The 21,355-nt window shown below is 62.7% G+C and carries 17 protein-coding genes; 9 read left to right on the top strand and 8 right to left on the bottom strand.

Going from position 1 to position 21,355, the window contains the following annotated elements:
- Positions 1-5 precede the first annotated feature (5 nt).
- The 4 genes from CDV44_RS02375 to CDV44_RS02360 form a co-directional block, all read right to left on the bottom strand.
- On the bottom strand, positions 6-518 hold the full coding sequence (locus CDV44_RS02375; protein ID WP_087686502.1) for a CPBP family intramembrane glutamic endopeptidase: 513 nt from the start codon (positions 516-518) through the stop codon (positions 6-8).
- Between the two features lie 88 nt (positions 519-606).
- Positions 607-2,280 carry a metallophosphoesterase gene (locus CDV44_RS02370; RefSeq protein WP_212677062.1) on the bottom strand — a complete coding sequence of 558 codons (1,674 nt, stop codon included), beginning with the start codon at positions 2,278-2,280 and terminating at the stop codon, positions 607-609.
- 83 nt (positions 2,281-2,363) lie between these two features.
- The gene (locus CDV44_RS02365) at positions 2,364-3,728 is read right to left on the bottom strand and encodes an MFS transporter (RefSeq protein ID WP_170935830.1); all 1,365 of its coding nucleotides are present in this window, start codon (positions 3,726-3,728) and stop codon (positions 2,364-2,366) included.
- 36 nt (positions 3,729-3,764) lie between these two features.
- The gene (locus CDV44_RS02360; protein WP_087686500.1) at positions 3,765-4,490 is read right to left on the bottom strand and encodes a DJ-1/PfpI family protein; all 726 of its coding nucleotides are present in this window, start codon (positions 4,488-4,490) and stop codon (positions 3,765-3,767) included.
- A 51-nt stretch (positions 4,491-4,541) separates the two neighbouring features.
- On the opposite strand from CDV44_RS02360, the gene CDV44_RS02355 reads away from it, so the two are divergent.
- On the top strand, positions 4,542-5,543 hold the full coding sequence (locus CDV44_RS02355; RefSeq protein ID WP_087686499.1) for a GlxA family transcriptional regulator: 1,002 nt from the start codon (positions 4,542-4,544) through the stop codon (positions 5,541-5,543).
- Here the strand turns inward: CDV44_RS02355 and CDV44_RS02350 are convergent.
- Positions 5,531-6,349 (bottom strand): helix-turn-helix domain-containing protein, encoded by an 819-nt coding sequence (locus CDV44_RS02350; protein WP_170935829.1) that lies wholly within the window; start codon positions 6,347-6,349, stop codon positions 5,531-5,533. The two genes, CDV44_RS02355 and CDV44_RS02350, sit on opposite strands and share 13 nt — an antisense overlap.
- 252 nt (positions 6,350-6,601) lie before the next feature.
- Here CDV44_RS02350 and CDV44_RS02345 point away from each other — a divergent pair, with 252 nt between their 5' ends.
- From CDV44_RS02345 to CDV44_RS02335, 3 genes are all read left to right on the top strand, one after another.
- Positions 6,602-8,842, top strand: a complete 2,241-nt coding sequence (locus CDV44_RS02345) for a TonB-dependent siderophore receptor (protein ID WP_087686497.1) — start codon at positions 6,602-6,604, stop codon at positions 8,840-8,842.
- A gap of 194 nt (positions 8,843-9,036) precedes the next feature.
- Positions 9,037-9,888: a hypothetical protein gene (locus CDV44_RS02340; protein WP_087686496.1), complete on the top strand. Its 852-nt coding sequence runs from the start codon at positions 9,037-9,039 to the stop codon at positions 9,886-9,888.
- Between the two features lie 94 nt (positions 9,889-9,982).
- The gene (locus CDV44_RS02335) at positions 9,983-10,771 is read left to right on the top strand and encodes a CPBP family intramembrane glutamic endopeptidase (protein ID WP_303395612.1); all 789 of its coding nucleotides are present in this window, start codon (positions 9,983-9,985) and stop codon (positions 10,769-10,771) included.
- Between the two features lie 271 nt (positions 10,772-11,042).
- Here the strand turns inward: CDV44_RS02335 and CDV44_RS02330 are convergent, their stop codons facing one another.
- Complete coding sequence (locus CDV44_RS02330) at positions 11,043-11,879, bottom strand: SDR family NAD(P)-dependent oxidoreductase (protein ID WP_087686494.1); 837 nt, start codon at positions 11,877-11,879, stop codon at positions 11,043-11,045.
- Positions 11,880-11,960: 81 nt separating this feature from the next.
- Positions 11,961-12,659, bottom strand: a complete 699-nt coding sequence (locus CDV44_RS02325; RefSeq protein WP_087686493.1) for a TetR/AcrR family transcriptional regulator — start codon at positions 12,657-12,659, stop codon at positions 11,961-11,963.
- Positions 12,660-12,748: 89 nt separating this feature from the next.
- On the opposite strand from CDV44_RS02325, the gene CDV44_RS02320 reads away from it, so the two are divergent.
- From CDV44_RS02320 to CDV44_RS02310, 3 genes are all read left to right on the top strand, one after another.
- Positions 12,749-13,546 carry a class II aldolase/adducin family protein gene (locus CDV44_RS02320; RefSeq protein WP_087686492.1) on the top strand — a complete coding sequence of 266 codons (798 nt, stop codon included), beginning with the start codon at positions 12,749-12,751 and terminating at the stop codon, positions 13,544-13,546.
- A 134-nt stretch (positions 13,547-13,680) separates the two neighbouring features.
- Complete coding sequence (locus tag CDV44_RS02315) at positions 13,681-15,078, top strand: MFS transporter (RefSeq protein ID WP_212677061.1); 1,398 nt, start codon at positions 13,681-13,683, stop codon at positions 15,076-15,078.
- Positions 15,079-15,189: 111 nt separating this feature from the next.
- Positions 15,190-16,719, top strand: a complete 1,530-nt coding sequence (locus CDV44_RS02310; RefSeq protein ID WP_087686491.1) for a class I adenylate-forming enzyme family protein — start codon at positions 15,190-15,192, stop codon at positions 16,717-16,719.
- Positions 16,720-16,766: 47 nt separating this feature from the next.
- Here the strand turns inward: CDV44_RS02310 and CDV44_RS02305 are convergent, their stop codons facing one another.
- Positions 16,767-17,189 carry an SHOCT domain-containing protein gene (locus tag CDV44_RS02305; RefSeq protein ID WP_087686490.1) on the bottom strand — a complete coding sequence of 141 codons (423 nt, stop codon included), beginning with the start codon at positions 17,187-17,189 and terminating at the stop codon, positions 16,767-16,769.
- Positions 17,190-17,496: 307 nt separating this feature from the next.
- Here CDV44_RS02305 and CDV44_RS02300 point away from each other — a divergent pair, with 307 nt between their 5' ends.
- Positions 17,497-18,111: a pyridoxamine 5'-phosphate oxidase family protein gene (locus CDV44_RS02300; protein ID WP_087686489.1), complete on the top strand. Its 615-nt coding sequence runs from the start codon at positions 17,497-17,499 to the stop codon at positions 18,109-18,111.
- A 117-nt stretch (positions 18,112-18,228) separates the two neighbouring features.
- Entirely contained in the window at positions 18,229-21,252 is a 3,024-nt protein-coding gene (locus CDV44_RS02295; RefSeq protein WP_087686488.1) for an autotransporter outer membrane beta-barrel domain-containing protein, read from the top strand.
- Positions 21,253-21,355 lie beyond the last annotated feature (103 nt).

The raw sequence follows: 21,355 nt of genomic DNA, 5'->3' as shown, positions 1-21,355 counted from the left end.
CGGGGCTATCCCGGCGTAGCGAAATACAGGAAGTACACCGTCGTGATGGCGTTTCGCATCATGTGCACCGCCATGGTCACCAGAAACGGGCGGCCGCCCCGTTGGTCTTCGATGACGAAGGTGGCCGCAAGCACGAGTCCGACGACGAACGTCATCAGCACATAGACGGCGCTGTAGGTATGGGCCAGTGCGAAGAGCGTTGCGGAGATGGCAATCGTAATGCCCGTCGGGCATTTGAACCGGTTGAGCAACCGGATGCACGCCCACTGGAAGACGGCCGTCTCGAGCAGTGGCGCGATCAGGCAGCCCAACAAAATCATCGCACCCGCGCCTCGGTTGCCGAGCCCCGGCCCGGCGAGCGAAAGCTCGGGCATCGCCAGCGTCACGAGAATGACCGGTATCGCTGCCGTATAGGTCAGCAGCAGCGCAACGAACATCAGCGGGACCGACGGCAGCCGGGTGACCCACCTGACACACGCAGTACTCGTAATGTAGCCGGACCAAGAGCGCTGGATCATGCTTCGGGCGTTGTTTTCAGTGAGCGAGGCAGCCGAGATGTTATCCCAATTCGGCAGCCCGACTGCCCCTCACTGTCCCGGCAACACCTCACCCCCGGCCCGCCCCATCGCGACGCGGACGGCGCAACGTGAATCGTTCGAAAGGCGCGATCTGGCCGTCCAGCCCCACCACGTCGAAGTAGGTCACGCGAATCTCCGTCATATCGCCGGGATGGCGCCCCGGATCGACGTCGAACGACGCAAAGCCGTAAGCGCGGGCCGCATTGCGCACGGCTGACCACGGCGCGTCTTCCTTGACGTAGATCGGCGGGCGCTTGCCGGTTTTCTCGTCGCGCTCGCCCACACCGGTAATGACGCGGCAGCACGGCGGGTTGAACAGCAACTGATTGGACGGTGCCGAAGTGCCACCACCGCCGATCACCATGTGAACGGTGCCTTGGGTGGTGTCGATGACTTCGGTCCCGGTAGCGACCGGAATCGGCGTCAGTGTGCCGTTGGCCTGCTGGCCCCGGATCGGGTGCGAGCGCTCGTAGTGGTGTTCATGGCCGCACACGACCAGATCGACACCGTACTTGTCGAACAGCGGCAGCCATTCCTCACGGATCCCCAGATCGGCGCCGTTGAATTTGTCGGCGGTGGAAATGGCCACCTGATGCATGCAGACGATCAGCCAGTCGATCGACCGGTCGGCACGGGCGGCCGTCAGTTCTTTTTCCAGCCATGCCTTTTGCGCGCCGTTGGAATAGCCGCGCACATAAGAGTCGCCAGCGTCCTGATAGCACACGTCGTCGTTGGCGATGGCGATCACGCGCACGGCACCCGCCGTGAAGGCGTACCAAAGACCGCGTGTCACATCCGACTGCCCCTCGGCGGGCGGCACCGAGAAATATGTCTGGTAGGCCTGATAGCCGATCGGTCCGTTGCCGAGTTCATTCTCGTGATTGCCCGGTGACGGCATCCACGGGCGGTTGCGGGCGCTGCGCGTGTTGTTGTTCCAGAAGTCCCACCACGTGCGCACGCGATCCTGCGCGAGATTGGCGTAGCAAAGATCGCCATTGAACAGGTGGAACAGCGGGCGCAAACGCTCGACGCCGAGCACCGTATCGCCTGCCACCGGCGAGCCGAGGTTGTCGTTCACGTACGTCGGCGGCAAGGTGACACCGGCGGGCGGCGTGAAGAGTTTGCCGAGCGTCGGCGTGCCCTGATCGCCGAAACTGGTAAAGCGCAGCGGCTGGCGTCCGCGCGGTGCCGTGCGGAACGTGCCGAACTGCGGTTCTGCGCCGTCGTGCAGCGCGGCATAGAGATACGCGGAGTCGGAAGCCAGAGCGCCAATCTTCGCGTGATAGGCATACACCGTCTGCTTCGACTTGCCGTCGACATAGTGGACCTCATCGGCAGCGACCGTTTTCTCCAGCCGGCCGTCGGGGCGGCCGAGCAATACGCGAGGACGCTTGACCGGCTGGAGGGTGTGCCACGACACCACGATCTCGCGCGAGGCATCGGCACCGAACTGGAGATGCAAGCCTGCGACCGGCGGCGTGACAACGGGATCGGACGAGGCGCCAGCCGGCGCCGGGGCCGTCGTTGCTGCTGCCTTGCCTGCGGCTTCGGCACCAAACGGTGCCATCAGCCCCACGGCACCGATGCCCGCGGCGGCGAGCAAGCGACGGCGTGCGAGATCGGGCGCGACCTCAAGATTCACGTCGCAATTCGCGTCATGAATGGCGTCGCCATCATCGGGTTGGGTGTCGTGAGCAGTCATCGCAGAGGCCCGGCAGCTTGGTAGGGACCTCCACGTTAGACGGCCAATGTGACAGTGTTCCGATGGGGCAACCGGCAAAACGGCTATCGGACAGCCTCCCCGCGTTCAACCCGCATCTGCGAGTGCCGTGCCGATGTCCGAGACTTTCCGATCACTGTCGCAATGACGCCCAGCAATCCCACCAGCGACACTGCCGTGATGAACAGGCCGGGGGCGGCGCGGTCATGGGTGGCGCTGGTCAGTAGCGACGTGACGAGCGGCGTAAATCCGCCCAGCAGCGCCGCCGCCAGGTTGTAGGCAATGGCCAGTCCGCTGAACCGAAGACTCGTCGGAAACAACTCCGATGCGAGCGCACCGAATGTTCCCGCGATGAACGACACCGCGATGGCGGCCAGACCGAAGATCAGAAACGGATGGGCAGCCCCCGCCGCCACGACGACATAGAACGGATAGCTCCCCGCTGCAATCAAGACGGCCCCCAGCAGGTAGATTCGGGCTTTGCCGAAGGTGTCGCTCAGATAGCCGACGATGACAATGCAGACCGACATCGTGGCGATGGCGAACATGACCAGTTCGCTCGCGGTATTCGCGGGATAGCTCGCCACTTGCATGAGGTACGGCACCATCGCCACGCTGAGCAGTGCAATGAGCGCCTGATTCAATCCAACGATACCGATAGCGGCGACGATCTGGCGCCAGTGGTATTGCACCACTTCGACGGCCGGCAGCCGGGCGCGCTTCTGCTGCTTGATCGACAGGAAGAGTTCGGTTTCTCGCAGCCCGCGACGCATCAGCGCCCCCGCCGCCCCCAGTGCGCCGCCGACAAGAAACGCGATGCGCCAGCCGTACGAAAGCATGTCGCCTTCCGTCAGCGTGGCGTGCAACCCGACGCTGACAACCGTGGCGAGCAGGCTCCCTGAATTGACGCAGGCAAACATCACGCCGCACGCGAGGCCGCTGCGTTTCGGGGCGGTCTCCACGACATACGCGATGGCCCCGGGCAACTCGCCGCCAATGCACGCGCCCTGCAAGAACCGCAACGCCACGAACGCGATGCTGGCCGTCACGCCGATGGATTCGTAGGTCGGCATGAGCGCCATCCCTGCGGTCGTCAGCGTCATCACAACGAGCGAGAGCTGGAACGCCACACGACGGCCGAACTTGTCGCCGATATGACTCAGCACTAGTCCGCCAAGCGGTCTGGCGATGTAGCCCACGGCGAAGGCGGCGAACGTCGCGATCAACGGTGTGGTGCCGGTGCCTGTCGGGAAAAATGACCTCGCGACGTAGGTCGCAAAAATGCCGTAGACGATGAAGTCATAGAACTCCAGCCCGCCGCCCACACTCGCCAGATAAATCGTGCGCCAGTCGATGGGCTTTTCCGGTACGTTCACCGACGCGCTCTTCGGCGCGTCTGGTGACGCATGCTCGCCTGTCTCGTTGTTCATGTGCATCGGGTGTCTCCTGTTCGTCATCGTGTCCGCTCAGAAGAACGGATAGCCGCCCGGTTGGGTCCCGGTCCCGCCGATCGCCTGCGACGCCGCCAGCACGGCCTTCAATCGATTGTTTTTGCGTTGCGCACTGGCCAGCGTCAGCCGCTCGACCACGGCCGCCGGTGCGACGTCGGGCGTGCCTGCGCGATACGGCGGCTCGGGGTCGTATTCCAGCAACAACTGAATCCCTTGTGCGGCCTCGACGCCAACGATCTCGCCGACCACCTTCAACGCCATGTCGATCCCAGCGGTCACACCGCCAGACGTGAAAAACCGCCCGTCGATGGTCATGCGCTGACGACTCGGCACCACGCCGAAGTGCGTGAGAAATTCCACCGCTTGCCAATGGCAGCTAGCGCGGCGCCCGGCAAGGCAGCCCGTCGCCGCGAGCAGCAGCGATCCGGTGCAGATGCCGAACACATAGGCGGCGTGGGCCGCCTGATCACGAACAAAGGCGACGAGCGAGCGGTTCAACATCGCCTCGTCCACCCCGGGACCGCCGGGCACCACCAGCAAGTCGTACTGCGGGGCGTGTGAAAAATCGACCGTCGACATGAACGAGAATCCTCGCGCGCAGCGCACCGGCGACAGGGTTTCCCCGATGAGATCGACGGTCCAGCCCGGCACGGCACTCAGGACTTCCAGCGGGCCGGTCATGTCCAGTTGGGTCATCCCCGGGAACATCACTACCCCCACACGAAACGCGGCATTCGTCATACCATCGACCCTCACATCAGAAATGAACGAGCCGATTCTAGGAGGTGAGAAATGGAAAAAAACTCAAATTCCCCACCTTTCCTGCCACCTCCGCCACGCAACATCGTCTTCGTCGTATACGACGGGTATCAGCCGCTGGATCTGGCCGGTCCGATGCAGGTTTTCGCGCTCGCGAATCGTGACCTGCCCGCTCCCCCGTATGTGCTGACTACGGCAACGGTGCGCCCCGGGCGCGTGCTTGCCAGTGCCGGGCCCGACATCGTGGTGGACGCGGGTCTCGACGCCATTGCCGACGCCGACACCGTGCTGATTCCCGGCGGACCGGGCGTCGACGACGCCTGTGCAGACGCTGATATCCGGCATGCGATTGCCGACGGGCACGCGTCGGTCCGTCGGCTTTGTTCGGTTTGCACGGGGGCGTTCCTGCTCGCAGCGGCTGGCGTGCTCGACGGCCGTCGCGCCACAACGCATTGGGGGCGGTGCGATGACTTGCAGGCCGCCTACCCCAAGGTCACCGTGCAGCCATCACCGATCTTTGTGAACGACGGCAATGTGTGGACGTCTGCCGGCGTCACCGCGGGTATCGATCTGGCACTCGCGCTGGTCGAAGCGGACTGCGGCTACCGCGTGGCGGCGTCGATTGCCCGGAAGTTGGTGGTGTATCTACGGCGGCCCGGCGGGCAAGCGCAGTTCAGTGAAACGCTGCTGATGCAGGAGCGCGCGGGGGCAGCGGAGTTCTCATCGCTGATGGCCAAGGTGGCATCAAGTCTTCACAAAACGTGGAGCGTCGACGAACTGGCCGCCGAAATGGGGCAGACCTCACGCACGTTTCAACGGCGCTTCCGGCTCGCGATGGGATGCTCGCCGTTCGCCGCCGTACAGGAAGTACGAATTTCCCGGGCGCGGGTCATGCTGGAGACAACGACCAGTGGCATTGCCCTCGTCGCCGGCCGTTGTGGATTCGCATCGGAAGAGCAGATGCGGCGCGTCTTTCAGCGCAAGTTCGGGCTGCCGCCCACCGCCTTTCGCAGCTTCTTCGGTCAGGACGTCTGAGCAGCCCGCGTCGCCACGAACCCGGCCTGATAGCGCTGCGGCGTCACGCCCAGCACACGACGGAACATGCTGGCAAAAGTGGCCGTATCCGCGTAGCCAAGCGCCGAAGCCACGTCACCGGGCGCGCAGCCCGTCGATAGCTGGCACATCGCCTCGCACACCCGCATATGCTCACGCCACTTGGCGAAAGCGACACCCGTTTCGCGCTGGAACAAGCGCGATACCGTGCGCGAACTGGCCCCGAGCCGGTCGGCCCAGAGTTCGAGCGTGTCGTTGTTGGCGGGCTCGGCGAGCAGGGCTTCACAAATCTTGCGCAGACGGGGGTGTACCGGCAGCGGCAGCCGCCACTGCGCGTCCAACTCGCCCGGCCTCGCGTCGCCCAGCAACCGCTCGATGAGATTGGCCAGCAACCCCGGCACGCTGTCCGGCGCATAGTGCTCGGGGGCTTCGGTCATCGCGACGATGGCTTCGCGCAGCAGGCCGGTCACGGGCATCAGCACCCCCTCCAGATCGTCCTGCGGGGCCTCGAAATGCGTGAGATAGATCGTGCGGAAGGCCACGTCGCCGACCATTTCCAGCTCGTGTTCGACGCGCGGCATCACCAGCAGCCCGATTGTGGGCGTGACCACCCACGATGCGCCGGGTGTGCGCACGCGGATCATCCCCGCCGTCGCATAGATCAGTTGCGCCCGCGAATGCGTGTGCGCGGGCTCCCGCATGCCATGAGGGTAGTCAATCGCATTGGCGATCACCGGGGGTAACGGACGCCGACCGGTGGCGGTGACTGGCGTACGTTTGGTGTCCATCTCGCTTGATAACATCTGCAAATCCGTCCCGTCAGGACAAAATCTGTCGCATTCGCGGCGATTGTTGTCGCCGCACGTTGCCCCAACGGCGATATGATCGGCTCCCGTCAGGCACTCCTTGACTGCCAGCGCCGGCCCGAACCGTCGCGGCACACAACTCAACTCCCCCGCCAAACCCTCCGTACCCCGGCCGACAAAGACGCCGCGGACGACGCTTCACGTAAAAAGTTAATGATACGCATTTTTATTAACATGACAAACACACACGATAACGTCGCGCGGCAGCCGTCGCGCAATCTGAAGTCAGCCAAGCACCGGACGGGCGTTCCGGGATGGCTGCGGCGCCGGGGAAGCGGGTTGATCTGGGCGCCGCTGTTGGCCCCCTTGGGCGCGCCGCTGGCCTTCGCTGCCTTGTCTGGCACGGCGCACGCGCAAGACAGCGGGGTGCCGTCCGCGGTGGCCCTGCCGACCCAGGAAGTGCGGGCCGACCGGGAGGAGTCGCCGACGGGGCGCACCGATGGCGTGGTCGCCAAGCGCAGTGTGTCGGCGACCAAGACCGATACGCCGCTCGTGCGCGTGCCGCAATCGGTGTCGGTCGTCACCCGCGACCAGATGGACACACAGGGCGCGACCACCATCGATCAGGCGCTGCGCTACACGCCGGGCGTGTCGTCGCAGGACGCCACCGACTTCCGCTTCGACCAGTTGCGTGGCCGGGGCTTTTCGTACGACACCTACCTCGACGGGCTGATTCTTCAGCCGAACGCGTTTTACGCAAATCCGCGCATCGATCCGTATTTCCTTGAACGCATTGAAGTGTTGCGCGGCCCGGCGTCGGTGCTTTACGGCGCGGGCAGTCCTGCGGGCATCGTCAATCTGATTACGAAGATGCCGAGCGACGAGCCCGTGCATGAGCTGATGTTGCAGTTCGGTAGCCATAGCCGCTTTGAAGCGGGCTTCGATATGGGCGGCAAGCTGACGGATGACGGCACGATCCTTTATCGCGTGACGGGTCTGGCGCGTGACGCCAATTCGCAGGTCAACGGCATCAAGGACCAGCGTCTGGCGATTGCGCCGAGCGTGACCATCCGGGCGTCGCGCGACACCTCGCTGACGTTGTTCGCCAGCTACCAGCGCGACCCGGCCGGCGGGCTGTTCAACTCGCTGCCGGTCAGCGGTGTCGTGAGCGGCAACCCGAACGGCAAGATCGATCCGAATACCTATGTCGGCAACCCGGATGTCGATTACTTCCGGCGCACGCAGTACTCGTTCGGGGCCAAGTTCGAACATGCGTTCAACGACACCCTCAAATTCCGCTCGAATCTGCGGTACCTGCACGACGACATCGACTATCACCAGTCGTTCTTCCTGAACTACCTGTCGGGCTCAACCTCGACGGTATCGATGAACGCGTTTCTCGACCGCGAGCACCTGAGCCAGTTCGCGTGGGATAACCAGATCGAAGGCAAGCTGTCGACCGGACCGCTTCAGCACACGGTGCTGGTCGGGCTCGACTACCAGCGCCTGCTTAGCGGCACCAGCAGCGGCACGGGGCCCATTGGCACACTCAACGTGTTTGCGCCCAACTACAGCACGCTGGGTCGCATCACCACGACGAACAAGCGGGTGGATACGGCGACCGACCAGTTCGGCATGTACGTGCAGGATCAGGTTCAGTACGGCGGATGGACGGCGCTGCTCGGCCTGCGTCAGGACTGGACGTCGATGAACGTGCAAACGCAGACCACCACGAGTGCGAGCATTCAGAACCAGAGTCCGCATTCGTTCACGTGGCGTGGCGGGCTGTCGTATCTGTTCGATTCCGGCATTGCCCCGTACTTCAGCTATGCCAAGTCGTTCCAGCCCACGGCAGGCGTCGACTACTTCAATCAGGCGCTCAAGCCCACGACGGGCGAGCAGTACGAAATCGGCGTGAAGTACCAACCGAAGTCGTATAACGCGCTGTACACGGTGTCGTTCTACAACCTGACGCAGCAGAACGTGACCACGGCCGATCCGGCGCACAACGGGTCGGTGATCCAGACGGGTGAGGTGCGCTCGCGCGGTATCGAACTCGAAGCGCGGCTGCAATTGACCGACTCGCTGAGCGCGATCGGGTCATATACGTATCTCAACCAGACGGTCATGAAGACCAACACGGCGTCGCAGTTGGGCAAGCGTCCGACGATGATGCCGCGTTACCTGAGCTCGCTCTGGCTCGACTACACGCTGCATGGCGGGGTGCTGCGCGGGCTGGGCTTCGGTGCCGGGGTGCGCGTGATCGGACCGTCGGCGGGCGACGTGCAGAACACGTTCGACGTGCCGGCCGTGGCACTGTTCGATGCCGCCATCCATTACGACACCGGCAATTGGTCTTTTGCCGTCAACGGCAGCAACCTGTTCAATCGCAAGTACGCGGCGTATTGCTCCGGCGGCGCCTGCTACTACGGCTCGACGGCATCGGTGATCGGGACGGCTAAATATCGGTGGTAATACCGTTGGATTGACGTAATGAAACGGGCGCGCCGTAGTTTTGGCGCGCCCGTTTCTGTTTGCGCGACACCTCACAAAATTGAGAGTGTCTTCCGTTAAGAGATTAAATATCTTTGGACGGATGCCGTTATCTCTGCGGTGGACTCGCCGGGGATGGCCTGTCGTTCATGTGAGATTTGTGAGATAGCGGAAAAATGAATTTAAGCATTCGATATTGCGTCGCCACTGCACTCCTCTGCGGCCTGCTGACGGGCTGCGAAGACTCGGAAATCGGCGCGGTGAAAGCGGCCGGTTACCCGGGCGATCAGACCCACACCTACGGTTCGGCGTTGTCGGATCGTGCGGCCTGCAAGAGCACCAGCTGGAAAACGTTCAAGGACGCGAGCAATCGATCGGCCGTGGAGTATCGCTGTGAGCTCAACGACGCCGTCGCCGCGCTGAACAAGGTTCGTGACGCGCAGATTGACGACATCAACGGCTACCTCAAAGCCAGCAACGACAACCTGAGCAAAGCCATCGAGGGCACCGCCGGTGACGTGGATCGCTACGCGAAACTGCTGGAAGAAAAGAAGGCCGTCGTTCAGCAAATCGACGAAAAGAGTCAGGCGCAATTGGCCGGCATGGACGGCCCGTCCGCCCTGAAAGCCAAGCAGGTGTTGGACACCTCCCGCGCTTACGCGGTCTCGGAAGTCGAGCGTTATCAGGCAGAGCTGGATAAGGCAAAGGCCGGCGGCAATGCCGATTCGCTGAAAGCGTCGATGCAAAGCTATCAGGACCGCGCTGCCGCCGACATTGCCAACCTCCACGCGAAGTACGACGGTGTGAAGTCCGTCACGGAAGTCATTCAGTGGGCCGTGAACGACAAGGTCGTCGTGCCCACGTATTTCGGCTTCGAAATCGACTCGTCAAACGGCAAGCAATCCGTCGACAAGGCATCGCAGTTCACGGGATTTCTCCGACAGATTGTCGCGAACCGTGGTCAGGATTATGTGACGCTCGTCGCACCGACCGTACTGGCGGGTGTCGCGAATACGACCGGGAAGTGACTGGCAAATAGCGGACCAATAGCGGGCAATCATCGATCAGCCCCCAAGACCATAAGACATGAACAACAGACCGGCCGAATACTGCTTCCCGAACTTGCTGGAAGCTTTCTTTGTTGTGATCGCGATCTTCTTTGTCGAGATGGTGACGGATGCGATCGTGGTGCAACTGAGCTATATCGTCGGCATTCGCCCGATGGCGGCGTACAGCATTGGCCGCGTGTTGGCTTATGGGCTGGCATTTTGGGCAATGCTTCACTACACCAGGCTCAGCTATCGGGACCTGTTTCATCAGGGGCGGGCTTCAATGCGCGCCACGCTGGGACTTTTCACGGTGCCTATCCTGCTATTGACGCCGGGATTGATGCTGGTCATCACGGTGATCGGCACCGGCGTGGAGAAGATGTTCCCGATAGGAGGATGGCTGCAAGCCTCCAATGACTTTTACCGGCAGACCGGGCTCGGCTCCTTCGTACTCGTGTGTCTGGTCGCACCATTTGTCGAAGAAATGCTGTATCGCGGCATCATCCTGCGCAGCTTTCTACGGCAGTATCCGGCGGGCACGGCCATCGCGCACTCAGCCGCAGTCTTCGGTCTGGCTCACCTGAACGTCTATCAGTTCGTCGTCGCCCTCATCTTCGGACTGGTGGCCGGAAAACTGTACGAACGGACTCGCTCACTGCTCCCCGGCATCCTGCTGCATGTGTTCTACAACACCGCCGTGGTTATAAGCACCATGAACTTGCCGACAGACGAGAAGAATCTGACGGTCTTCGACATGCCGGCCCTGTGGTGGCTGCTGGCGATCGCAAGCGGGGGCGCCGGCGCACTGATGTTGGTCAAACTGCTTGGCGGCGCCCCGGTAGTGCGTGCGAGGGCGAAGTAACGGCCGACTGTGATTTGTCTCAGTTTCGCCAATTTCCCCGGCCCGGTATCGTTGCATCAACTCGCCGACACAGCGAGATCGATGAAACCCAACACTGGAGGTGTGAAATGCCCTGGATGGCTATCTTGGACGGAATGGTTGCAGTGGGTTCGTGGGCAAGCCGGCTCGCTCCGGTCGCAAAGTTCATGTCCGACACCGCAAGCCTCTTCATGTAAGCCCCTGCGGCGGATGTTGCACCCGCCGCAAGACTTCTCTTACCTGTTGCCCCGTTTTACGCTGCGCCGGCGCGTGCCAGTTCGCGGAAGTTCATCCAGTGCGAACTGACCAGCCAGCCAGCGTCCACGGGCAAGCTGACACCGGTGATCGCGCTCGACTGGTCGCACATCAGGAAGCTCACCGCCGCCGCGATCTCATCGGTCCCCACCAGACGCCCCAATGCCGAATGCGCTTCGATGGCCGATGCGCTGCGCTTGCCGGTCGCAAGCTTGTCTTCAAAGATCGGTGTCAGCGTGAAGCCCGGTGCCACCGAGTTCACGCGAATCCCTGACGCGCCAAGTTCTCCCGCTGCCAGTTGCGTGAGCGCCCCCAACGCTACCTTGGTGGGCGAATAGGCGTGCAGCGGTAGCGGACGCAGCTCGTTGATCGACGTAATGTTGACGACGGCGCCTGCTCCGGCCTGCGTCATCAGCGGCGCAAACGCACGCAGGCAATGCTGCGCGCCGAAGTAGTTCACTTCCCAGACACGGCGCTGCATGCCGTCGTCCATCTCGAGCAACGGAATGGCGTCCTGCAACAAGCCCGCCACATTCACGAGTCCAGCCACGCCGCCACGTTCACCCAGCGATGCAGCGAGCGCGTCGACGGCGGCATGGTCGGTCACATCGATGGCGGCCAGTGTCATTCTCGGTTCACCGGCGCGCGCGCCGAATACATCGCGCAGTCGCGAAAGATCGAGGTCGGTAGCCACCACGTGCCAGCCATCGTCGTAAAGACGGTTGGCGACGGCCAGACCGATGCCGCCGCTCGCCCCCGTCACAACGACAGCATGTCCGCTATCGCGCAACGCGTCCAACGAGATGCGCTTCGCGCGGCCAGAAGATGTGTTCATACAGGGCGTCTCCGTCAGGTTGTGTCGTTGTTTTAATTTCTAAACTATTCGTTTAGTTTATTCACAACCCGGTTCGACGCGTCAAGCTTTTTTTGCCGCCGCTTTGGCCGTCGCGCCTCTCGACGGCACCGTCTTTGCACCGCGTGCGGCTTTCGCAGCCAAGGTGGGCACGGTGCCGTTCGGCCCGATCAGACCTTGCATGACGAGGTTCACGTGCTCACGCACGAACGCGCGCGTCAGCGGCTTGTGGCCGACAAGCAGACGGTAGTAGAGCGGCGCGTAGAGGATATCGAGCACGACATCGGGATCGCCCGGCTTGATGAGCCCGCGCGCCACGGCGTCGCGCACAATCTCCACGCCCTGCTGGCGGCGGGCCGAGACGTAACCGTCGCGAAACGCCTGCGCGATCTCCGGGTCCGACTGCCCTTCTGCGATTAGCGCACTGATCATCGTGCCCATCGGCCCGCAAAACTCTTCGGCCATCTTGAGCAAGCGCGCAAAGATGCTGTCGAGCTTGAGCTCTTCCGGGTACGGCAGCGCCTGCCCCGCTTCACGCAGAAACGCCGTCATGATCACCGACGCGCGGTTGGGCCACCACTTGTAGATCGTCGCCTTGCTCACACCGGCAGCCGTCGCGATGGCCTCCATCGTCGTGGCGGCCAGCCCCTGCTCCAGCAACAACCGATAAGCCGCGTCGAGCACAGCGCGCTCCGCTTCGACACTACGTTTGCGACCGCGCCGGCCTGACGTGGAAGATTCGGGATTCAACTGACTTGACATTCGCTCGGTCCAGACAAATACTAAACTGAACGTTTAGTTTATAAATATCGTCGCCGCTTTGCTAGCGGTACGTCGGTTCGGAGAACGGAATGCAGAAGTCTGACACAGTTTTTTCTTCATTTGACCTGCCCGCCGGCGAAGTCCTCGCCGACACCGGCACGACGCCGGGCGAGCAGCGCGTGCGCGAGGATCTCGCGGCGGCGTATCGACTGTGTGCGCTCAACGGCTGGGACGATCTCATCTACACCCATCTGTCGGCGCGCGTGCCCGGGCCGCAGCATCACTTTCTGGTGAATCCGCTGGGCTTGTCGTTCGACGAAATCACGGCGTCGAACCTCGTGAAGATCGACCTTGAAGGCCGCGTCATCGGCCACTCGCTCTATCGCCCGAATGCGGCTGGCTTCGTCATTCACGGGTGCATTCATGCAGCACGCGAGGATGCTGCCTGCGTGATGCATCTGCACACCGAAGCCGGCATGGCGCTCTCCGCGCTGGAAGACGGTCTGCTGCCGATCACCCAGCACGCGATGCGCTTTGTCGGCCGTCTCGGCTATCACGACTACGAAGGCATCGCGCTGACTACCGATGAGCGCGAGCGGTTGCTGGTCGACCTCGGCGAGCACACGGCGCTCATTCTGCGCAATCACGGCACGCTCACCGTCGGCCGTTCGGTCGGACATGCGTTTGTGGAAATGTTCTATCTGGAGAAAGCGGCTCGCGCGCAACTGCTCGCGCAGGCGACGGGCGCTGCACTGCGAATTCCACCGCATGACATTGCCGCCTTGACCGCCGAGCAATGGGTGACGGATCTGCGCGGCTCGGGCGATCGCGAATGGCCGCCGCTGTTGCGCAAGCTGGAACGCCACGGGCATGACTACAAGCAGTGAGGCTGGCGCGAGGGCCACGCCGGTAAAGCTTCAGTGAATCAGCAAATCGTAACGAAGTCGTGCAATACCGCAAGTTCGTATCACTCAGCTGGCAGCGACCAGCATTCATAACAGCACCATGACGGAGACACCCCTTGAACCCGACCCCCGCATCTCAGGCGAGCCCACCGGTCGCGAGCGGCGATAACGCCGCCGCGCTGGACTCGCGTCTCGCGCAGGAGACGATCAGTCAGCTACTGCGCCGCATTCTGCCGTTTCTGATTCTCTGCTACATCGTGGCGTTTCTCGACCGGGTGAACGTCGGCTTCGCCGCGTTACATCTGAATGGCGACCTCGGGTTCACCGCGACCGTCTACGGCTTCGGTGCGGGCATCTTCTCGATTGGCTATTTCGTCTTCGAGGTGCCCAGCAACCTGATCCTTCACCGGGTCGGCGCACGCATCTGGATTGCCCGCATCATGGTCACGTGGGGGATCGTCTCGGCAGGCTTCGCGTTCGTGTCAGGGGAGACGTCGTTCTACGTGATGCGTTTCCTGCTGGGTGTCGCCGAAGCGGGGTTCTTCCCGGGCATCGTGCTCTACCTCAGCCTCTGGTTCCCGGGACGCGCCATGGCGCGCGCGACGGCGATCTTCATTCTGGGTCTGCCGCTCGCGGTATTGATCGGCGCACCGTTGTCCACCGCCATCCTCACGTCGTTCCACGACTTCGCTGGTCTGCGCGGCTGGCAGTGGATGTTCCTGCTCGAAGGCGCGCTCGCGGTCGTGGTCGGCGTCATCGCCTACTTCGTACTCGGCAATTCACCCGACAAGGTGACGTGGCTCACCGGCGCGCAGCGCGACTGGCTCGTGCGCACGCTCGCACAGGAACGGGCGGCGAAGGAAAGTGCGCGTCAGTACAGCGTGATGCAAACGCTGCTCTCCGGGAAGGTGCTGCTGCTGGCCTTCGCCATTTTCTGCAACATCACCGCGCTGTTCGGCATCACCCTGTGGATGCCGCAGATCATCAAGGGCATCGGCGGTCTGGACAACACGCGCGCCGGGCTGCTCAGCGCGTTGCCTTATCTGTGCGCGGGTGTCGCGATGGTGATCAACGCGCGGCACTCCGACAAGACCGGCGAGCGGCGCTGGCACATCCTCGTGCCCGCAGCAATCGGTGCCGTGGGGCTGGTGATCGCGGGGAATGCGACTTCACCGGTCATGGGGATCGTCGGGCTTTGCATCGCCGCGTCGGGAATTCTGGCGTCGAACATCCTGTTCTGGCCGCTGGTGCCCATGTTCCTGACGGGGGCTGCGGCGGCAGCCGGTATCGGCCTCGTGAACTCGGTCGGCAACCTTGGCGGTTTCCTCGGCCCGTATCTGACGGGTTGGGCGAAAGACACCTTCGGTGGATACGGCGCGAGCATGAGCACGCTCGGTGTGATGGTGCTGCTCTACGGGCTGCTGCTCTTCGCGTTTCTGACGGTGGCGACGCAACGCTCGGGGGACGCGAGCCGTCGTGTTGCGCCGGGTGCCGCACGTACGCCTGCGCATTGATTTGACGACGCGCGCGACGGATTTCGCGCGCGGGTTGCTCTGCTCTGTTTTCTTACTTCCTTCTGATCGCGCATCAGCCGCTCACCGGGTGATGCGCGATCGCTTCCTGTCATGAACATTGCCAATACGCTTGCCCGCGCTGCTGCGCGGCACCCTTCGCACATTGCCACCTATCGCGGTGAATCGCCGCAGTATGACTACGCCACGCTGGCGCGACGTTGTGCCGGCATTGCCGACGGCCTGCGCTCGCTCGGTCTCGCGGAAGGTGCGCGCGTCGCGCTGTGGATGCGCAATCGCCCGGAGTATCTCGAATGGCTGTATGCGATCTGGTGGGCGGGTCTGGTCGCCGTGCCGATCAACGCCAAGCTGCATCCGCGCGAGGCGGCGTTCATCGTCAATGATGCGCAAGCCGAGGTGGTGCTGGCGGAAGCGGAAGATCTCGACGCGATTGCCGAGTTTCTGGAAGTGCCAGCGATTCGCATCGCACCGGACGATGCGCAAATCGAGAGTTGGGTGAATGCCGCTGGCGCATTGGCATCGCAAAGCGGTGCAGCCGTCTCCCGGGAGAATGGGGATCTGGCGTGGATCTTCTACACGTCCGGGACAACGGGGCGCCCCAAGGGTGTGATGCTGTCGCATCGCAATCTCTGGTCGCTTGCGGCGTGTTACCTCGCGGATGTGGATGCGATTGGACGCAACGACCGCACGCTCTACGCGGCCCCGATGTCGCACGGCGCCGGACTGTATAGCGTCGTGTTCATGATGCAGGCGGCGGGACACGTCTTCCCCGCCTCGGGTGGCTTTGACGCGGAGGAAATGTTCGCGCTGGCGGCGTCACTCGGTGGCATCTCCTGCTTCGCTGCGCCGACGATGGTCAATCGTTTGGTGCGCCATGCGCAGGCCTCGGGTGCCTCGTCCGAGGGTTTCAAAACGATTGTCTACGGCGGCGGGCCGATGTACACGGCCGATATCGAACAAGCGCTTGCCGTGATGGGTTCACGCTTCGTCCAGATCTACGGTCAGGGCGAGTCGCCGATGACGATCACGGTATTGCCGCGCGATTGCATCGCCGCGAGTGGGCACCCGGCGTGGGCGCAGCGACTGGCGTCGGTCGGCCACGCGCACGCGATGGTGGAAGTCGAAGTGGTGGATGACGATGGCGTTCCCGTGGCCCCGGGCACACCCGGTGAGGTCGTGGTGCGCGGCGATGTTGTGATGCAGGGGTATTGGCAAAATCCAGAAGCGACCGCAAAGACGCTTCGTAACGGCTGGCTGTGGACGGGCGACATCGGTGTGCTCGACGACGACGGCTTTCTCACGCTGAAGGACCGCTCGAAAGACGTCATCATTTCCGGCGGTACGAACATCTATCCGCGCGAAGTCGAGGAAGTGCTGTTACGCGCAGACAACGTGGCGGAGGTGGCCGTCATCGGTGAGCCGGATCCGGAATGGGGCGAGGTGATCGTGGCGTACGTAGTGAGCCGCCCCGGTACGCAATTGGATACTCACGCGCTAGATGCGCATTGCCTCGCGCACATCGCCCGATTTAAGCGGCCGAAGCGGTATGTCACGGTGGATGCATTGCCCAAGAATCACTACGGGAAGGTGCTGAAGACGGCGTTGCGGGCAGGAGAGATGTAAGCGCTTTAAACGTAAAAGGCTCCGGGAGGAGCCTTTTTTGTGTGCCGTCAGATGCTGGAAAGGATCTCGCCTCGGCGCTTCTCGAAATCGCCCTCTGAGATCAGGCCCTTGTCGAGGAGGTCCTTGAGCTTCAGGATGCGGTCTTCCACGCTGGCTTGCGCCGGGACCGGCGCTGCGGCGCTCGCTGCCCCCGGGTGCGTCGCACCTGCACACGCTGCGTTGATGTCGTTCATCAGCGCGACTTCGTCGAACAGCGTATTGCCCTTCTTGTCGCGCGTGAGATTCGAATACTCACGGCCGAGCGCGAGCGTCGTCTGCTTGAGATCGGCGTTGGTCGGATCTTTCTTCAGTGCATCGAGCGACGCTGCATAGCGTCGGCGAGCTTCCTCGCGCTGCCGTTGAAGCTTCTTCTGATAGATGATCGCCCACGCGACGAACGCCACGATGACGATAAAGAAGATAAAGCCCATTGCTTTCCCCTAAATAGATTCTGGTCCTGCCGAGTCAGCAGAAATATTCGTGTTTATATTGATAGGACATTCGGTACCGCACGTTGGTCGACGCGCCGAATGCGCTTGGCAGTTTAAAACGATCGCCCGCATTTGTCTTACGATTCGAGAGCCGCCGCTATCTCGCCAAACACAGCGGCGAGCGCCCCCGCAAAGCCTCCCTTGGAAGGCGCCCAAAGCGCAGCTGTAAAAAATGACAGGGTATCGGCAGCGACTTTATACTGCCCGCAGCGGATGGCACCAGTACCGAAACTTACGAGAGCGTCGCATGAATCATGATGTCAATAGTGTGGAACAACTCGCCGCGATTTACGGCGAGCCAGGTGAGCGTGCGATCTGGAAAGAGCTGACGTACCTCAACGAGGACTATCAGGCGTTCGTCAGAGCGTGTCCGTTCGTGGCGCTGGCATCCGTCGGCGATGAGGGGACTGACTGCTCTCCGAAAGGCGATGCGGCGGGTTTTATTCAGATTCTGGACGAACGGACGTTGGCGATTCCCGATCGGCCGGGTAATAACCGAATCGACAATCTGCGCAATATCATTGCCGACCCACGCGTGTCGCTTCTCTTTTTGATTCCCGGCATTGGTGAGACGTTGCGCGTCAACGGACGCGCCCGCATCTCGGTAGACCCGGATTTGCTCGCGCGCTTTGAAGTCAGCGGCAAGCTGCCGAAAACAGTCATCGTGGTGTCGATCGACCGCGTGTATTTCCATTGCGCCAAGGCAATCGTGCGCTCCCGCTTGTGGGATCAGGAAACACAAATCCCCCGAGACCGCTTGCCGAGTACCGGCGAGATGCATAAACGCCTGAGCGGTGGCCATTTTGATGCGCAGACCTACGACCGGGATTTACAGAAAAATACGGTAGCGGGGTTGTACTGAATTGATGACGTGATTTACGTCGATCGCGCCAATCTTTCACCGCATTTCATCAATTCGTCATGACACCGACGAATACTCTGCGACTTCGAACAAGTTCCAAAGAGGACATCGGGGTTTATGAAACCAATTGCCATTCTGGCAGGCGTCATCGCGCTTTTCGCCGAGCAGCACGCCTTCGCCGCCAACTTCCTCATCAATAACGGACAGACGTCCAACACGGCCCAGACGCTCTCCAGCGGGCAGTCCGGCACGATTGCCAGCGGCGGCGTCTTGTCCGTGGGCGGCAGCACCGTCGGCATTACCGCGACCGGCAACGCCACCATCGTCAACAACGGCTCGATCAACATGACGGGCACCGGCCGGGCAATACGTGACAACACCGGGGGCCTGACCCTGACGGTCACTAACGGGGCCGGGGCCAGCATCACCACGTTCGACGCCGACGTGATCCAGATGAACAAGGCGAACAGCAACGTCGTGTTCAACAACTACGGCACGCTGACCTCGACCAACAACTCCGGCGGCGGCAGTCAGGCGATCGACTTCAACGCGATCACTACCGGCACCAATGTGCTCAACAACTTCGCCGGTGGCGTCATTCAGGCAAACGAAGCCGATGCCGTGCGTCCCGGCGTCAACGGCGTGGTCAACAACGCGGGCATCATCCGTTCGACCAACAACCCCGGCAGCACGAGCAGCAGCGACGGTATCGACGCCCAGTCCAACAGCGGCATCACCGTCGTCAACTCGGGCACCGGTTTGATTCAGGGCGCCCGCCACGGCATCACCGGCGGCGTCGACACGACCACGGACGGGACGTTCAAGCTCTCCGTCACGAACAATGCCGGCGGCACGATTCAGGGCATGAACGGTTCGGGCATCAACATCGACGGGTTCAATGCCAAGGAAGTCGTCACGATCAACAACAGCGGCACGATCATCGGCAATGGCGTGACGGGTGATGGCGATGGCGTGGACGTCGACGGTATCGTCAACATCACCAATTCGGGCACGATTCGCGGCGCACGCGCCTTCAACGACGTGAGTGAAGGCGTCACCGTCGGTGGCGGCACCATCGTCAACAGCGGCACCATCGTCGGCGAGAACACGCCCGGCGGCATCGGCCGCGGCATTACGCTCGCCGGCGTGGACAAGGACCCGGCCACGGGGCTGGCCATCGCGCCGCAGGGCATCTACGTCAATTCGACCATCGTCAACAGCGGCCTCATTCGCGGGCAAAGCGACTCGGCGATTGCCGTGACCGGCAGCCGCAACGCCATGACGGTGACGATCATCAATCAGGCGGGCGGTGTCCTTGAAGGCGGCGGCGCGACGGCAGCTGCCGTCAATACCGGTGCCAACGACGCGACGGTGATCAACTACGGCACGATCACGGCCGATCAGAGCGGCAAGGCCGTGGATCTGGGCAGCGGCAACAGCAGCCTCCAGATTCTGGGCGGCGCGGCGGTAGTGAACGGCGATGTGTCCGGTGGCACGGGCACCAGCACCCTGACCATCACGCCGGGCAGCGGTAACGCGTTCAGCTACAACGGCGCGATTTCGAACTTCTCGGCAGTGGCGCTCGGCGCGGGCACGATCGCTCTCAACGGGGCGAGCACGTACGCTGGCGCGACGACGATTGGCAGCGGTGCCACCGTTATCGTTGGTGACGCCTCGCACCGCAACGCGACGCTGGGCAGCGGCCTGACGACGGTGGCCGCCGGTGCGACGCTGGCCGGTTACGGCGGCACGCTGGGCAGCGTGACGAACGCGGGCATCCTCGCGGTCGGCAGCGCGTCGCCCGGGGCCACTGCGGGCAATCTCGGCACGTTCACGATCGCGGGCGACTACGTCGGCAACAACGCAACCGCGCTGATGGGGGCCACCATCGCCGCCGACGGCACAACGGCTTCCGACAAACTCGTCATCAACGGCAATGCGAGCGGCACGACTCTGCTCAAGTTGAAGGTCTCGGGCACCGGCACGCCGACCTCGGGCAGTGGCATTCAGCTCGTGCAGGTCAACGGGACGGCCTCGGACGGCGCATTCAAGCTTGATGCACCGATTCAGGCGGGCGCATATCAGTACCTGCTTCGCAAGATCGGTCCGGCGGGCGGTGACCCTAGCTGGTTCTTGTCGACGTCATACGCCTCAGGCCAGACCGCTTACCGCGCAGCGACGGTTGCCTACGCCATGACGCCGCAGTTGAACACCGATTTCGGTTTCACCATGCTGGGCCGCTTGCAGGAACGCATGGGCAATGCGCGCACCACCGGCACTGCGGGTGACGATACGTCCAATGGCGTGTGGGGCCGCGTGTATGGCAAGTCGATGGACGCCAACATGTCGGGGCGCTTCGATGCGGATGAGCGCATGTTCGCGGCACAGTTCGGGCGCGAGTGGCGTTTGAATACCGACGCCTCGGGCTGGGGCGGCAGCACGCTGGCGGGGGTGACGGCCACGTTCGGCACGGCCTCGGCGTCGTTCTCCGACAGCGCACGTACGCTCGACCCGACGCTCTCGGCGGCGACTGGCTCGGTCAACATGCAGGCGCAATCGGTGGGCGCCTACTGGACGCGAATTCTGCCGCAGGGCGCTTATGCCGACGTGACGACGCAGATCACACACTATCGCAACAAGTACAGTGATGTGACGGGTATTGGGGCCACGCAAAATGGCTTCGGTGCCGCGCTCTCCGGCGAGATCGGTCACCGGTTCGCCATTCTCGGCACGGGCTTCACCATCGAGCCGCAGGCGCAGTTGGCGTATCAGTATTTGCATCTGAACGGGTTCAGCGACAGCCTGTCGACGGTGTCGGGCAACACGACGAATGCGTTGCGTGGCCGTCTGGGCGTCAAGTTCGCTGCGCCGGATCTGGCGAACGTCGCCGGGGTTGGGTCGGCGTCTCCGTACCTGAGCGCCGACGTCGTGCACGACTTCCTGTCGCCGGGTGCGACCAACGTGGGGGGCGCGAGCTTCGACAGCAGTCTCGCAAAGACGTGGTTTGAAATCGGTGCCGGTCTGGATGCAACCCTCGGGCGCACGTCGTCGCTTTACGCGAGCGTGAAGTACGCCCGCAACATGGGCGGCGATTACCGTCGGAACGTGTACGGGCAGGTGGGGTATCGGTATCGGTGGTGATGGGTTGACCTGACCCAAGGCGCGAAGTGTCACGGCGCGGCGTGATATGGCTCTTCCAATGATGTCATGCCGTCGCCTTGAGTGCCCGAGCGCAAGTGGCGTA

The organism is Pandoraea sp. PE-S2R-1 (genome assembly GCF_002179865.1).
GTDB lineage: Bacteria > Pseudomonadota > Gammaproteobacteria > Burkholderiales > Burkholderiaceae > Pandoraea.
Note: the sequence above shows the minus strand (reverse complement) of the source record. Positions and strands in the feature narration are given on the sequence as shown.

Excerpts from the sequence above, each read along its gene's own strand:
- CDV44_RS02375 (WP_087686502.1), bottom strand. The coding sequence starts at position 518 with ATGATCCAGCGCTCTTGGTCCGGCTACATTACGAGTACTGCGTGTGTC.
- CDV44_RS02370 (WP_212677062.1), bottom strand. The coding sequence starts at position 2,280 with ATGACTGCTCACGACACCCAACCCGATGATGGCGACGCCATTCATGAC.
- CDV44_RS02365 (WP_170935830.1), bottom strand. The coding sequence starts at position 3,728 with ATGAACAACGAGACAGGCGAGCATGCGTCACCAGACGCGCCGAAGAGC.
- CDV44_RS02360 (WP_087686500.1), bottom strand. The coding sequence starts at position 4,490 with ATGACGAATGCCGCGTTTCGTGTGGGGGTAGTGATGTTCCCGGGGATG.
- CDV44_RS02355 (WP_087686499.1), top strand. The coding sequence starts at position 4,542 with ATGGAAAAAAACTCAAATTCCCCACCTTTCCTGCCACCTCCGCCACGC.
- CDV44_RS02350 (WP_170935829.1), bottom strand. The coding sequence starts at position 6,349 with ATGGACACCAAACGTACGCCAGTCACCGCCACCGGTCGGCGTCCGTTA.
- CDV44_RS02345 (WP_087686497.1), top strand. The coding sequence starts at position 6,602 with ATGACAAACACACACGATAACGTCGCGCGGCAGCCGTCGCGCAATCTG.
- CDV44_RS02340 (WP_087686496.1), top strand. The coding sequence starts at position 9,037 with ATGAATTTAAGCATTCGATATTGCGTCGCCACTGCACTCCTCTGCGGC.
- CDV44_RS02330 (WP_087686494.1), bottom strand. The coding sequence starts at position 11,879 with ATGAACACATCTTCTGGCCGCGCGAAGCGCATCTCGTTGGACGCGTTG.
- CDV44_RS02325 (WP_087686493.1), bottom strand. The coding sequence starts at position 12,659 with ATGTCAAGTCAGTTGAATCCCGAATCTTCCACGTCAGGCCGGCGCGGT.
- CDV44_RS02320 (WP_087686492.1), top strand. The coding sequence starts at position 12,749 with ATGCAGAAGTCTGACACAGTTTTTTCTTCATTTGACCTGCCCGCCGGC.
- CDV44_RS02310 (WP_087686491.1), top strand. The coding sequence starts at position 15,190 with ATGAACATTGCCAATACGCTTGCCCGCGCTGCTGCGCGGCACCCTTCG.
- CDV44_RS02305 (WP_087686490.1), bottom strand. The coding sequence starts at position 17,189 with ATGGGCTTTATCTTCTTTATCGTCATCGTGGCGTTCGTCGCGTGGGCG.
- CDV44_RS02300 (WP_087686489.1), top strand. The coding sequence starts at position 17,497 with ATGAATCATGATGTCAATAGTGTGGAACAACTCGCCGCGATTTACGGC.
- CDV44_RS02295 (WP_087686488.1), top strand. The coding sequence starts at position 18,229 with ATGAAACCAATTGCCATTCTGGCAGGCGTCATCGCGCTTTTCGCCGAG.